General features: G+C 66.6%; 14 protein-coding genes. 11 read left to right on the top strand and 3 right to left on the bottom strand.

Annotated features, from left to right (window positions below; genetic code table 11):
* Positions 1–117: 117 nt before the first annotated feature.
* From ABID37_RS10620 to ABID37_RS10610, 3 genes are all read left to right on the top strand, one after another.
* A complete protein-coding gene (locus tag ABID37_RS10620; RefSeq protein ID WP_354194447.1) occupies positions 118–663 on the top strand; it encodes a thioesterase family protein in 546 nt (181 codons plus the stop codon).
* A gap of 85 nt (positions 664–748) precedes the next feature.
* Positions 749–1,399, top strand: coding sequence for a S24 family peptidase (locus tag ABID37_RS10615; RefSeq protein WP_354194445.1), 651 nt, complete (start codon positions 749–751; stop codon positions 1,397–1,399).
* 2 nt (positions 1,400–1,401) lie between these two features.
* Positions 1,402–2,265 carry a thermonuclease family protein gene (locus ABID37_RS10610; protein ID WP_354194443.1) on the top strand — a complete coding sequence of 288 codons (864 nt, stop codon included), beginning with the start codon at positions 1,402–1,404 and terminating at the stop codon, positions 2,263–2,265.
* Here ABID37_RS10610 and ABID37_RS10605 read toward each other — a convergent pair.
* Positions 2,228–3,880 (bottom strand): lysine--tRNA ligase, encoded by a 1,653-nt coding sequence (locus ABID37_RS10605; protein WP_354194441.1) that lies wholly within the window; start codon positions 3,878–3,880, stop codon positions 2,228–2,230. The genes ABID37_RS10610 and ABID37_RS10605 overlap by 38 nt on opposite strands.
* Before the next feature lie 349 nt (positions 3,881–4,229).
* Here ABID37_RS10605 and dnaK point away from each other — a divergent pair, with 349 nt between their 5' ends.
* The 3 genes from dnaK (at position 4,230) to pmtA (ending at position 8,299) form a co-directional block, all read left to right on the top strand.
* Positions 4,230–6,146 (top strand): molecular chaperone DnaK, encoded by a 1,917-nt coding sequence (gene dnaK / locus ABID37_RS10600; protein WP_354194439.1) that lies wholly within the window; start codon positions 4,230–4,232, stop codon positions 6,144–6,146.
* A 288-nt stretch (positions 6,147–6,434) separates the two neighbouring features.
* Positions 6,435–7,565: a molecular chaperone DnaJ gene (gene dnaJ, locus ABID37_RS10595; RefSeq protein WP_354194437.1), complete on the top strand. Its 1,131-nt coding sequence runs from the start codon at positions 6,435–6,437 to the stop codon at positions 7,563–7,565.
* Positions 7,566–7,693: 128 nt separating this feature from the next.
* Positions 7,694–8,299 (top strand): phospholipid N-methyltransferase PmtA, encoded by a 606-nt coding sequence (pmtA, locus tag ABID37_RS10590; RefSeq protein WP_354194435.1) that lies wholly within the window; start codon positions 7,694–7,696, stop codon positions 8,297–8,299.
* Positions 8,300–8,308: 9 nt separating this feature from the next.
* Here the strand turns inward: pmtA and ABID37_RS10585 are convergent, their stop codons facing one another.
* Positions 8,309–9,190 carry a LysR family transcriptional regulator gene (locus ABID37_RS10585; RefSeq protein WP_354194433.1) on the bottom strand — a complete coding sequence of 294 codons (882 nt, stop codon included), beginning with the start codon at positions 9,188–9,190 and terminating at the stop codon, positions 8,309–8,311.
* A gap of 9 nt (positions 9,191–9,199) precedes the next feature.
* Positions 9,200–10,234 (bottom strand): YeiH family protein, encoded by a 1,035-nt coding sequence (locus ABID37_RS10580; protein WP_354194431.1) that lies wholly within the window; start codon positions 10,232–10,234, stop codon positions 9,200–9,202.
* 169 nt (positions 10,235–10,403) lie between these two features.
* On the opposite strand from ABID37_RS10580, the gene ABID37_RS10575 reads away from it, so the two are divergent.
* The 5 genes from ABID37_RS10575 (at position 10,404) to ABID37_RS10555 (ending at position 13,839) form a co-directional block, all read left to right on the top strand.
* On the top strand, positions 10,404–10,868 hold the full coding sequence (locus ABID37_RS10575; protein WP_354194429.1) for a DUF6314 family protein: 465 nt from the start codon (positions 10,404–10,406) through the stop codon (positions 10,866–10,868).
* Positions 10,869–10,955: 87 nt separating this feature from the next.
* Positions 10,956–11,405 carry a universal stress protein gene (locus tag ABID37_RS10570; RefSeq protein WP_354194427.1) on the top strand — a complete coding sequence of 150 codons (450 nt, stop codon included), beginning with the start codon at positions 10,956–10,958 and terminating at the stop codon, positions 11,403–11,405.
* A 43-nt stretch (positions 11,406–11,448) separates the two neighbouring features.
* Complete coding sequence (locus ABID37_RS10565; protein WP_354194425.1) at positions 11,449–11,889, top strand: pyridoxamine 5'-phosphate oxidase family protein; 441 nt, start codon at positions 11,449–11,451, stop codon at positions 11,887–11,889.
* A gap of 162 nt (positions 11,890–12,051) precedes the next feature.
* Positions 12,052–13,332, top strand: a complete 1,281-nt coding sequence (locus tag ABID37_RS10560) for an RsmB/NOP family class I SAM-dependent RNA methyltransferase (RefSeq protein WP_354194423.1) — start codon at positions 12,052–12,054, stop codon at positions 13,330–13,332.
* A 54-nt stretch (positions 13,333–13,386) separates the two neighbouring features.
* Positions 13,387–13,839: a TspO/MBR family protein gene (locus tag ABID37_RS10555; RefSeq protein WP_354194421.1), complete on the top strand. Its 453-nt coding sequence runs from the start codon at positions 13,387–13,389 to the stop codon at positions 13,837–13,839.
* Positions 13,840–13,911 lie beyond the last annotated feature (72 nt).

The raw sequence follows: 13,911 nt of genomic DNA, 5'->3' as shown, positions 1-13,911 counted from the left end.
CGCGCGCCGGACAAACAAACGCAGGCCGGGTGTTTGCTTCCCCCCACCCGGCCTGCTTCGCAAACCGCCCTCTCCCCGGGTGGAAGACGGCCGAGGGGCCCGTGAAGGTGAACTGACATGTATGTGTGGGCGCGGCTGGCGCGGATGATGGCGACGGCGAAAAGCCGTGGCGACTACCACATGGGCGAGGAAAGCCGGCTCGGCTTCCGCTGCCTGCCGACCGACATCGACGCCAACCTTCATCTCAACAATGCCCGCTACATGATGCTGGCCGATGTCGGCCGCATCGACGTGTTCCTGCGCGCCGGGTTGTGGCAGGCGGCCCGCAAGCATCGCTGGGCGCCGATGCTGGGCGGATTGCAGACCGTCTTCGTGCGCGAGATCCGCCTGTGGCAGCGCTTCGACGTCCTTTCCTCCATCGAGACCTGGGAAGGCACGCAGGCCATCGGCCGGCATCGCTTCGTGCTCGAAAGCGGCGAGACGGCGGCGGTGATCATGACCACCGCCGGCGTCTATGACCGCGCCGCCCGACGCTTCCTCGACATGGAGGAGGTCGTCATCGCGCTCGGCAAGCAGGCCACGCCGCGCCCGCTCGATGCCGACGAACGCAGCTTCATGGCCTCGCATACGGCCATGCGCGCCGCCGCCAAGGCGCAGCGCTGACGGTTGCCGCCTCGCGGGTGGACAAGCCGGGCGGGCGGGGATAAAAATCGAAAGGTATTTTTTCCTGTTCGGAGACCTCAGGCGCATGCTCTCGCATGACCGCGTATGGGCCGCCATCGACGCGCTCGCCGAGCGCCACTCGCTGTCCGCATCGGGCCTTGCCCGGCGGGCGGGGCTCGATTCCACCGCCTTCAACAAGTCCAAGCGGCTGTCGGCCGACGGGCGGCCGCGATGGCCGTCGACCGAATCGCTGGCCAAGATCATCGAGGCGACCGGCTCCTCGCTGAACGAATTTATCGCGCTGGTCGAGGACCGGGCCACCGCCGCGCCCGACGCCCTGCCGGCGCGGCGCCCCTCCGTGCCGCTGGTCGGCTTCGCGCAGGCGGGCGCCGGCGGCTTCTTCGACGATGCCGGCTTCCCCGTCGGCCATGGCTGGGACCTGATCGAACTGCCGGCACCGGGCGGCGGCCCCGCCTATGCGCTGAAGGTCCAGGGCGATTCCATGCTGCCGCTCTATCGCGACGGCGACGTGCTGATCGTCGAACCGGGCGCCAGCGTGCGCAAGGGCGACCGCGTGGTGGTCAAGACCACGTCCGGCGAGGTCATGGCCAAGGTGCTCAGCCGTCAGAGCGCCAGGACGATCTCGCTGGTCTCGCTCAATCCCGAACATCCGGATCGCGAATTCCCCGTCCATGAGGTGGAGTGGATGGCGCGGATCGTGTGGGCGAGCCAATAGCGATGAAACCCCTGCATGCCGGCTTCGCGGCGCTTTGCCTGCTGATCATGACCGTTCTGGTCGTGGCCGGCGGAAGGGCGCTGAATCCGGGGGCGGATGCGGAACCGCAATCCGAAAGCGGCATCGTCTTCGACACGGAAATCAACGATGTCTTCCCGGAGGCGGAACCGGAGGACACCGCACCCGAGCCCTCCGAAGCCGTGCCGCAATCTTCCCTCCCCTCGCGGCCGATCGAGCCGGACGTCATCGCCCCGCCGCCGCTGGAGCCCTCCGAACTGGAACGGCTGCCGCCGCGCGAGCCGCTGAGCGAGCTTTCCCTCGCCGTTCCGCCCAAGCCGAAGCCCGATGCCGAATGGAAGGGCGCGACGCTGTTTCGCCCGCTCGCCACCGGCGCCGGGCGCATCAAGGCGCAGGGCCGGACCGTGACCGTCGCCGGCATCGACCCGGTGGCGCCGGACGAAACCTGCACGGACAGCGGCCGGCAATGGCCGTGCGGCACCCGCGCCACGACCGCCTTCCGCGCCTTCCTGCGCGGCCGCGCCGTGGTCTGCGACATACCCGAAAATGACAGCGAGGGCGATTTCACCGCCCGCTGCCGGCTGGCCAGGCAGGACATCGGCGAATGGCTGGTGGAAAACGGCTGGGCACGCGCCCCGCAGGACGGCCCCTATGCGCAGGCGGCGGAGAAGGCACGAAAAGGCAGGAAAGGCATCTATGGCCACGCGCCGGACCTTTCGGGCCTGCCGCCGGCACCGGCGCAGGGATCGGGAGCCCCGGCGGCGCCGGACAGCATCATCGAGCTGCCCGGCCCTCCCGAACTTGTACCGGCTACGCCGCCAGACGGCCTTCCAGCGCCTTCCCGATAAGCTCCCGGGTCTCGGCGATGCCGTAGAGCGCGGCGAAGGAGCCGAAGCGCGGACCGCGCTCCTGACCGATCAGCACCTGATAGATCATCTGGAAGAAGGCGACCGAGACACCCGGTCCGCCCTCCGGGCTCTTCTTGGCGTGGTCCTGATAGCGCTCGATGGCGCGCGCCACATTGAGCGCCGCGTTCTGGATCGCCTCGCCGTCGGCGCCCTGCGGCAGGTCGGCCAGCGCCTGCGACAGCTTCGCCAGCGCGTCGCGCTCCACCTCGTCCGGCGCGCGGTAGACCTTCGACGGCTTCACGAAATCGTCGAAATAGCGGATCGCATAGACGGTCAACCTGTCCAGTTCGGGATGCGTCGCAGGCGTCACGCCCGGCGCGTAGCGCGAGATGAAGCCCCACAGCACATCCTTGTTCTGGGCGTTGGAGACGCTGACCAGATTGAGCAGCAGCGCGAACGGCACCGGCAGGTCGATGGAAGGCGGATTGCCGTTGTGGATGTGCCAGACCGGATTGCCGAGACGGTTCTTCCAGTCCTGCTTCGGATAGGCCGACAGGAACTGGTAATATTCGTCCACGGCACGCGGGATGACGTCGAAATAGAGCTTCTTGGCCACGCGCGGCTTCTGGAACATGTAGAGCGCCAGGCTCTCGGTCGGCGCATAGGTCAGCCACTCGTCGATGGTCAGGCCATTGCCCTTCGACTTGGAGATCTTCTGGCCGTTCTCGTCGAGGAACAGTTCGTAGACGAAATGTTCCGGCGCGCGCCCGCCGAGGATCTCGCAGATGCGGTCGTAGATCGCGGCGTTGGTCTGGTGGTCCTTGCCGAACATCTCGAAATCGACGTCGAGCGCCGCCCAGCGCATGCCGAAATCCGGCTTCCATTGCAGCTTCACCGCGCCGCCGGTGACCGGCAGCGTGGTCTCGGTGCCGTCCTCGTCGTCGAAGGTGATGGTGCCGGCCTCGGCGTCGACATGCTTCATCGGCACGTAGAGCACGCGGCCGCTCTTGGGCGAGATCGGCAGGAAGGGGCTGTAGGTGGCCTGGCGCTCCTCGCCCAGCGTCGGCAGCATCACCTTCATGATGTCGTCATAGCGCTCTGCGGCGCGCAGCAGCACCTCGTCGAAGCGCCCCGCCTTGTAGTAGTCGGTCGCGCTGGCGAACTCGTAGTCGAAGCCGAAGGTGTCGAGGAAGCGGCGCAGCATGGCGTTGTTGTGATGGCCGAAGCTCGCGTAGTCGCCGCCGAACGGGTTCGGCACGACGGTGAGCGGCATATGCAGGTAAGGCTCCAGCGCGGCGCGGTCGGGCACGTTGTCCGGGATCTTGCGCATGCCGTCCATGTCGTCGGAGAACACCAGAAGCCGCGTCCTGACCTTGTCCTGCGTGAGGATGCGGAAGGCATGGCGCACCATGGTGGTGCGCGCCACCTCGCCGAAGGTGCCGATATGCGGCAGGCCCGAGGGGCCGTAGCCGGTCTCGAACAGGATCGTTTCCGGGAACCCGGTCTTTGCATAGCGGGCGACGATTTTTTTCGCTTCCTCGAACGGCCAGGCTTTGTTCTCGCCGGCGGCGGCGAGAAGTTCCGGGTTGAGGTCGAGGGCGTCGTTTCCGGCCATGTCGTTGGTCCTGTTGGTGAAGCCGGCTTCGATGCCGGCCGGCCTGCTCTATGCGGGCCGCCGCCCAAGGTCAAATTTTTCCCACCCGGGAGCCGCGATCGGGGGCCAGAAACAGCCAAAAAGCGCGATTTCACGCCTTTTTTGCGCCGATTCGCCGCGCCGGGCCTTGCAAGCATGTCAGCAGCGCGCAGAACGCTTGCACGCCGCGAAGCCTGTTCTTATATACGCCGCAGATCCGTACCGGCCGTTCCATGCAAGCGGGCGCGTACGGAAATTCTTGTGAACAGGGGCTTTCGCCGGAACGCCTGACAGGGTCCTTGAAAGCCTGCTTGAAGGAGAGACTGAACCAATGGCTAAAGTAATCGGCATCGACCTCGGAACCACGAATTCCTGCGTCGCCGTCATGGACGGCAAGGACGCGAAAGTGATCGAAAACGCGGAAGGCGCGCGCACCACCCCCTCGATCGTCGCCTTCACCTCCGACGGCGAACGCCTCGTCGGCCAGCCGGCCAAGCGCCAGGCGGTCACCAATCCCGAAAACACCGTCTTCGCGGTCAAGCGCCTCATCGGCCGCCGCTATGACGATCCGGTCACCGAAAAGGACAAGAAGCTCGTCCCCTACAAGATCGTCAAGGGCGACAATGGCGACGCCTGGGTCGAGGCCGGGGCTAAGAAGCAGTCGCCCTCGCAGATCTCGGCGATGATCCTGCAGAAGATGAAGGAGACGGCGGAAGCCTACCTCGGCGAGAAGGTCGAGAAGGCCGTCATCACCGTTCCCGCCTATTTCAACGACGCCCAGCGCCAGGCCACCAAGGACGCCGGCAAGATCGCCGGCCTGGAAGTGCTGCGCATCATCAACGAGCCGACCGCGGCCGCACTCGCCTACGGCCTCGACAAGAAGGACGGCAAGACCATCGCCGTCTACGACCTTGGCGGCGGCACCTTCGACATCTCGGTGCTGGAGATCGGCGACGGCGTGTTCGAGGTGAAGTCGACCAATGGCGACACCTTCCTCGGCGGCGAGGACTTCGACATGCGTCTGGTCGAGTATCTGGCCGACGAGTTCAAGAAGGACCAGGGCATCGACCTGCGCAACGACAAGCTCGCCCTGCAGCGCCTGAAGGAAGCCGCCGAGAAGGCCAAGATCGAGCTGTCGTCCACCACCCAGACCGAGATCAACCTGCCCTTCATCACCGCCGACGCCAGCGGGCCGAAGCACCTGACGCTGAAGCTGACCCGCGCCAAGTTCGAGAGCCTGGTCGACGACCTCGTCCAGCGCACCATCGAGCCGTGCAAGGCGGCGCTCAAGGATGCCGGCATCAAGGCGGGCGAGATCGACGAGGTAGTCCTGGTCGGCGGCATGACCCGCATGCCCAAGATCCAGGAAGTGGTGAAGCAGTTCTTCGGCAAGGAGCCGCACAAGGGCGTCAACCCCGACGAGGTGGTGGCGATGGGCGCGGCGATCCAGGCCGGCGTGCTGCAGGGCGACGTCAAGGACGTGCTCTTGCTCGACGTGACCCCGCTGTCGCTGGGCATCGAGACGCTGGGCGGCGTGTTCACTCGCCTCATCGAGCGCAACACCACCATCCCGACCAAGAAGAGCCAGACCTTCTCCACCGCCGAGGACAACCAGAACGCGGTGACGATCCGGGTCTTCCAGGGCGAGCGCGAGATGGCGGCCGACAACAAGCTGCTCGGCCAGTTCGATCTGGTCGGCATCCCGCCCGCACCGCGCGGCGTGCCGCAGATCGAGGTCACCTTCGACATCGACGCCAACGGCATCGTCAACGTCTCGGCCAAGGACAAGGGCACCGGCAAGGAGCACCAGATCCGCATCCAGGCTTCGGGCGGCCTGTCCGACGCCGACATCGAGAAGATGGTCAAGGACGCCGAGGCCAATGCCGAGGCCGACAAGAAGCGCAAGGCGCTGGTCGAGGCCCGCAACCAGGCCGAATCGCTGATCCATTCCAGCGAGAAGTCGCTGAAGGACTATGGCGACAAGGTTTCGGAAGCCGACCGCACGGCCATCTCCGACGCCATTGCGGCGCTGAAGACCGCCGCCGAGGGCGACGACCCGGCCGACATCGAGGCCAAGACCCAGACGCTGGCCGAGGTTTCGATGAAGCTCGGCCAGGCCATGTACGAGGCCTCGCAGAAGGAAGCGGCCGAAGCCGACGCCAAGGCGGATGCCGCCAAGGACGGCGACGTGGTCGACGCCGACTTCGAGGAGATCAACGAGGACGACGACAAGAAGAAGTCGGCCTGATCTTCGACGCGAACAGTGAAAAGCCCGGTCCAGGCCGGGCTTTTCTGCAACTTCGGCCGGAAAAATGCGCCCGGACCTTTGCCGGCTCTGGCATCGGGACCGCGCAGCACCTAAATCGAAGGCCACGAAAGAAAAGCGGAACGCTCCGGGAACCGTGCGTTTCAGGCGCATGACAATGCGGCACACAGGCCGGTAACCGGAAAATCGTTCCAGACGCTTCGATCGACAAGGAATGGCCGTTTCGGCCGATTTGGAGCCATCGGGCAGCAGAACCAAGACGGGCTTTAAATGAAGGCTGATTTCTACGAAACGCTCGGTGTGAGCAAAAGCGCGGACGACAAGGAACTCAAGAGCGCCTTCCGCAAGCTCGCCATGCAGTTCCATCCCGACCGCAATCCGGGCGACCACGCCTGCGAGCACAAGTTCAAGGAAATCAACGAGGCCTATGAGTGCCTCAAGGACCCGCAGAAGCGGGCCGCCTACGACCGCTTCGGCCATGCGGCCTTCGAGAACGGCGGCATGAACGGCGCCGCCCACGGCTTTGCCGCCGGCGGCTTCGCCGACATCTTCGAGGACATCTTCGGCGAGATGATGGGCGGCGGGCGCCGCCGCTCCTCCGGCGGGCGCGAACGCGGCGCCGACCTGCGCTACAACATGGAAATTTCGCTGGAGGAAGCCTTCACCGGCAAGACGGCACAGATCCATGTGCCGGCCTCGGTCTCCTGCGACGAATGCGCCGGCTCCGGCGCCAAGCCCGGCACCCAGCCGGTCACCTGCACCATGTGCGGCGGCCACGGCAAGGTGCGCGCCAGCCAGGGCTTCTTCTCCATCGAGCGCACCTGCCCGCAATGCCAGGGGCGCGGCCAGACCATCAAGGATCCGTGCGGCAAGTGCCATGGCCAGGGCCGCACCACCGAGGAGCGCTCGCTGTCGGTCAACATCCCGGCCGGCATCGAGGACGGCACCCGCATCCGGCTGGCCGGCGAGGGCGAGGCGGGCCTGCGCGGCGGGCCTGCCGGCGACCTCTACATCTTCCTGTCGGTGAAGCCGCACGAATTCTTCCAGCGCGACGGCGCCGACCTCTATTGCAAGGTGCCGATCTCGATGACCACGGCGGCGCTCGGCGGCTCCTTCGAGGTGACGACGCTGGACGGCAGCCAGACCCGCGTGAAGGTGCCGGAAGGCACCCAGAACGGCCGCCAGTTCCGCCTCAAGGGCAAGGGCATGCCGGTGCTGCGCCAGCCGCAGATCGGCGATCTCTACATCCAGACGGCGGTCGAGACGCCGCAGAACCTGACCCGGCGCCAGCGCGAATTGCTGGAGGAGTTCGAACAGATCTCCAGCCAGGAGAACTCGCCGCAATCGAGCGGCTTCTTCACCCGCATGAAGGACTTCTTCGATTCCTTTGCCGAGAAGTAAGGGGCCGCCGCACAGCGAGACGGGGCCCTGTCCGCTTCCGTCGCGGCATCAGCATCTTAGGCCAGATTTTTCCTTGAACCGGGCCAGCCAGATGCTAAGTACGACGACGGGGGCCGCAGGAGATTTGCATGGCTAGAGGAACCGGACTGCGCAAGACGCTGGCGGCAAAGTTCGACGACGAGCTCAAATTCTTCAAGGGCTGGATCGACAAGCCGAAAGCGGTCGGCGCCATCGTTCCCACCAGTTCGGTCACCGCGCGGCGCATGGCCTCCGTCATCGACCTCGGCTCCGGCCTGCCGGTGCTGGAGCTCGGCCCCGGCACCGGCGTCATCACCAAGGCCATCCTCAGGCACGGCGTGAGGCCGCAGAACCTCTATGCGGTCGAATATTCGGCCGATTTCGCCCGCCACCTGCGAACCAATTTCCCCGGCGTGAACGTCATCGAGGGCGATGCCTTCAATCTCGACACCACGCTCGGCAAGGCGGCCGACCTGACCTTCGATTCGATCATCTCGGGCGTGCCGCTGCTCAATTTCCCGGTCCCGCGCCGCGTCGAATATCTCGACGGGCTTTTGTCACGCATGCCGGAAGGCAGGCCGGTGGTGCAGATCACCTACGGCCCGATGTCGCCCATCCCGCCGGGACGCGGCGACTATACCGTCGAGCATTTCGACTTCATCCTGCGCAACATCCCGCCGGCGCGGCTGTGGATCTACCGCCGCCGCACGCACTGAAGCGGAAACTCAGCCTTCGCTCACCAGCCGGACGAATTCGCGTTCGGCTGCCGTCTCGTGATGCTGGGTGTGGCGCAGCATGAAGAACTTGCGGCGCGGCACCGGATAGTTCACCGCCGCCAGACGGCCGGCCTTCAGGGCGTTGGCGACCACGAGCCGCGACATCACCGTCGCCCCCGCGCCCGCCTCCACGGCCACCCGCACCGCCTCGTTGGAGGGGAATTCCAGGCTGATCTCGACATCCGCCAGGCGGTGACCGTGCGCCTTCAGCATCGCCTCCAGGATGGAGCGGGTGCCGGAGCCATGCTCGCGCATCACCCAGGGCGAGGACCTCAGGTCGAGGGCCGCTCCGTCGAGGCTGCCGGCCCATGCATGGCCCGGCGCCACGATCAGCACCATGTCGTCGTCGGCGACCGCGGCGACGTTCAGGGCCTGGTCCTCGACATCGCCCTCGACGAAGCCCAGATTGGCCTCGCCCTTGCGCACCATCGCCGCCACCGTCTCGGTGTTGCCCATGGTCAGTTCCACAGCAAGACCGGGATAGGCGGAGCGGAACCGGTGGACGAAGCCGGGCAGCCAGTAGTTCCCCACGGTCTGGCTGGCGGCCAGCCTGAGCGAGCCGACCTTCAGGCCGGCGAGATCGGCCAGCACCAGTTCGGCGCCGGCGGCGCGGGCCAGTACGGCCTTGGCCTCGGCCAGAAAGGTGCGGCCGGCGTCGGTCAGCGCGATGCGCCGCCCGACCCGGTCGAACAGCTTGGTCGCATAACGCGCCTCGAGCGCGGACACTGCCGCGCTCGTCGCCGATTGGGTAAGATTGAGGTCTGCGGCAGCCCGCGTCACATGCTCGCGCTCGGCGACGGCGACGAAGATGCGCAACTGCTCAAGCGTCATTTCCCGCGTTCAACCCAACAGCTTCACCAACAGCAGACTGAAGCCAGCGATAAACACAAACGCGGAAAGCGCAAGCAGAAGCGGCGCCAGGCCGCGCGACCTGATCTCCGACACATTGGCATTCAGCCCCATGGCGGCAAGCCCCATGGTCAGCATCAGGGTGGTGACGAAGACGACCAGCGGGCGCACCGTGTCGGGCAGGCCGACGAAGCTGTTCCACAACACGACAGCGACAAAGCCCAGCACGAACCACGGCATCGGCGGGCGGGCGCCGCTTTCGCCGCCGCCGGAGCGGCGGGCGGCAAAGCCCATGGCGAACACCATCGGCGCGAGGAGGGCGACGCGGGTGAGCTTCGAGACGGTGCCCGCCTCGCCGGCCTGCGCCCCGTACTGGAAGGCGGCGCCGATGACCTGCGCGACCTCGTGGATGGAGGCGCCGGCCCACAGGCCGAAGGCGTTCTGGTCGAGGCCGGCAAGCGCGCCGAGCAGCGGATAGGCCAGCATGGCGACGGTGCCGAACAGGGTGATCGAGGCCACCGCATAGGCGACGTCCTCGTCGCGCGCATTGGTGACGGCATTGGCCGCCACGATGGCCGAGGCGCCGCAGATCGACGTGCCGGCGGCGATCAGTTGCGCAAGCCGCCGCTCGACGCCGAGCAGGCGGGCGACGCCCAGGGTGAACAGGAACGTCGTCACCAGCGTCACGGCGATGATGCCGAAGCCGCCGAGGCCGATGGAGGCCGCCTGGTCGACCGTCAACTGGAAGCCGAGCAGGACGATGGCCAGGCGCAGCAGCGTCTTCTGGCTGAAGCGGATGCCTTCCTTGGTGTTGGCCGCGACCCCCACCGTGTTGGCGAACAGCATGCCGATGATCACCGCCAGGATCATCGGGCTGAAGATGACGAGGCCCGGCATTTCGCGCAGCGAATAGCCCGCGCCGGTGATGACGCCGACCAGCACCAGCCCGGGCCAGACGCCACCGGCACGCTTGACGGTCGCCTTGCTGGCAACCGGCGCCGACAGGAAGCTTTCACTTGCAGACACGACATTCTCCAATTCAGGTCGAATGGGGAATGCCATTTCCGTTATATGCAATCCAACGCATTATTTATGTCGTAATGTTCGATTTCTCCGAACGATCGCGGATATTCGATCCCGCCGGACCCGGCAATCGGCGCTTGCGGGCGGCAAAACGACCGGCCATGGTGGATGGATGACGCCTGTGCATGCCATGTCAGCTTCCGACCGCACCTCGATCTCCGCGCCCCTGGCATCGGGCCCGGCCGATTTCATCGGCCTGTGGACGGTGCGCCGCCGGCTGGTCGACCATCTCGGCCACGCCCATCTGCGCTTTGCCGGGCAGGCACGGATCGAGGCCGACGCCATCACCGAAACCGGCGAGTTGCGCAGCGATCATGGCACGACGGAGGCGAGGCGTCTCTACCGCCTGTCAATGGACGCCAACGGTGTCGACGTCCTGTTCCCCAACGGCTCGGAATTCGTGCGGCTTGGCCTGTCGGCCAGCCAGAGCGTACGCCATCACTGCGGCGACGACCTCTATGAAGGCCGTTTCGTCTTCCGCAGCCGCGATTGCTGGATCGAGTTCTGGCGGGTGTCGGGACCACGCAAGCGCTACGCCAGCCTCACCCGCTACGAACGGATTCCCGCCACCGGCTGAGCCCGCGACAAGATGCGGCTTGTATGCGGGCGCGGGCAATGGTTCGCTGGCCGTGCGAGGCGATGCAGCCCCTGGGGGTGAATGGCGATGTACGAGCATATTCTTGTGTCCAGCGACGGGTCCGAAGCCGCGCAGGCGGGTGTCGATCACGGGCTGGAACTGGCCAAGAAGCACGGCAGCAAGGTCACCGCCGTGACGGTGACCGAACCGCTCGGCGGCCAGTTCGCCTTCGCCTCCGACCTGTGGTCGCCCAGCGAAACGGAGGTGGCCGCCTTCGACGAAGCGCAGGCCCGCATCGCCCAGCGCATACTGGAGCCGATCCGCCGCAAGGCCGAGGCGCTCGGTATCCCCATCGAGACCGTGCACGTGCCGTGGCGGCTGGTGGCCGGCGCGCTGGTCGAGGCGGCGCAGGAATGCGGCTGCAGCCTGATCGTGATGTCTTCCCATGGCCGCACCGGCATCAACCGGGTTATGCTGGGCAGCCAGACAGCCGAAGTGGTGGCCAGCGCCAAGGTTCCGGTGCTGGTGGTGCGCTGAAAGGCATCGGGTCTTCAGGATTGGCAACGAGGGAGAAGGCGGCATGATCATCACCGAAATGAGCCGGGTCGAGTGCATGGCGCTGCTGTCGGCGCAACGCGTCGGCAGACTGGGCTGCAGCCGGAACGGCCAGCCCTATGTCGTGCCGATCACCTTCGCGCTGGAGGGCAACCATCTCTACAGCTTCTCGCTCACCGGCCAGAAGATCGACTGGATGCGGGCCAATCCGCTGGTGTGCGTGCAGGCCGACGAGTTCGGCCAGCATGGCGAATGGCGCAGCGTCGTCGTCAACGGCACGTTCGAGGAACTGCCGGACCGGATCGGCTGGAAACATGCCCGCGACCATGCCTGGTCGCTGCTCAGCACCCATGCCAACTGGTGGGAGCCGGGCGGGCTGAAGCCGGCGCCGGAAGGCCCGACGCCGCATCTGTTCTACCGCGTCATCATCGAGACCATGACCGGCCGCCGCGCCGTGGCCGAGTAGGCTTTCACGCAGCCGCAAGCCGCAACCGGCCTTTCGATCCGGGCCGCGGGGAACCCTCCCTGCGGCTCTTTTCTTTTGCAGCCATGTTCTTTGAGCAGCCGGGGTTGTGCAGCCGCAGCCGGCGGCTTAGAGCCTTTCTGAACCTGAAACCGGATAGAATACATGCGCATGGGCGGAAGGCTGGCCGCAGCCATGGAAGTGCTGGCCGATATCGATGGACGGCAGCGGCCAGCCGCCGAGGCGCTGCGCGACTGGGGCGCCGCCCACCGCTTTGCCGGCGGCGGCGACCGCGCGGCCATCGGCAACATCGTCTACGACGCCCTGCGCCGCCGCCGCTCGGCCGCATGGCTGTTCGACGCCGACAGCCCGAGAGCACTCGCCTTCGGCGCGGTCCTGCTCGAATGGGAGGAGACGGCCGATGGCGTCAACGCCCTGCTGTCCGACGACAGGTTCGCCCCGCCGCCGCTTTCCGACGACGAATTGCAGGCCGTGCGCCAGCGTCTTGCTGAGGAGATGCCCGAGGACGCCCGCGCCGACTGTCCGGACTGGTGCGCGCCGCTGCTCAAGGCCGCCTTCGGCGAGGACTGGGCGGCCGAGGCGGCCGCGCTCGCCCGCCGTCCGCCTCTCGACCTGCGCGCCAATCTGCTGAAAGGCGGCCGCGATGCGGTGCTGGCCGACCTCGCCGCCACCGGCGCCCAGGCGACCGCGATCGCCCCGCACGGCATCCGCATCGCGCCCATCGAGGGCAGCGGCCGCCATCCCAATGTCCAGACCGGCGAGGCTTTCGCCGAGGGTCGGTTCGAGGTGCAGGACGAGGGCTCGCAGATCGTTTCCGAACTGGCCGGCGTCCAGCCCGGCATGCAGGTGCTGGACTATTGCGCCGGGGCCGGCGGCAAGTCGCTGGCGCTTTCGGCCGCGATGCGCAACCAGGGCCAGATCTTCGCCCATGACGCGCTGAAGCCCCGCCTCGCGCCGATCGTCGAGCGCATCAAACGTGCGGGCAGCCGCAACATTCAGGTGGCCGCCGGACCGGACGACCTCACCCCGCTGGAAGGCCGCATGGACGTGGTGCTGGTCGACGCCCCCTGCACCGGCTCCGGCACATGGCGGCGGCGTCCCGACACCAAATGGCGGCTGACGCGCCAGCAGCTCGACGCCCGCCTCGCCGAACAGGCGCAAATCCTCGATATGGCCGCCGCCTACGTGAAGCCCGGCGGGTTGCTCGCCTATGTCACCTGCTCGGTGTTTCAGGAAGAAAATGACGGTCAGGCGAAAGCCTTCACCGAACGCAACCCCGCCTTCGCACCGGAAGACCATGCGGCGCTGTGGAAACACCATTTCCCGAGCCACGAGGACCGCGCGCGCATCGGCATGGGCGTTTCCCTTTCGCCCGCACGCACGGGCACCGACGGCTTCTATTTCTGCGCGCTTCGCCGCACTTGACCTGTCCGGCTCGCGCCCCAGTTTGCACCGGTGCCGCCACCACAGGGGTCTACCTTGAACAGATATGCATCGCTTGGCGTCTTTCTGCTGGCCGTCGTGGGCGCGGGCATGGCGATCGGCATCGCGACGCCGCCCGGCGAATGGTATGCGGGACTCGTCAAGCCGGCTTTCAATCCACCGAACTGGCTGTTCGCCCCGGTCTGGACGATCCTCTACATCCTGATCGCCATCGTCGGCTGGCGCACATGGCGGCGCGATCCGTCCGGCATCGCCATGAAGCTCTGGTTCGTCCAGATGGCACTCAACTTCGCATGGTCGCCGATCTTCTTCGCCGCGCATGCCACGGCGGCTGCGCTCATCGTCATCCTGCTGCTGCTGGTGACGATCCTGTGGTTCATTGCCCGAACCGCCAGCAGCGACAGGCCCTCGGCCCTCATGTTCGCGCCCTATGCGCTGTGGGTCGCGTTCGCCACGCTGCTCAATGCCTCCATCCTTTATCTGAACTGACCGTCCGAAACCGGTTCCCACTTTCGCCGGTCTTGCTCTATGGTCGCTGCCCATCAACGAATCCGGGACAGG

This window comes from Aquamicrobium terrae, from assembly GCF_040545735.1.
In the GTDB taxonomy this organism is placed as follows: Bacteria; Pseudomonadota; Alphaproteobacteria; order Rhizobiales; family Rhizobiaceae; genus Mesorhizobium; species Mesorhizobium terrae_A.
This window is presented reverse-complemented; position numbering and strand designations above follow the sequence as displayed.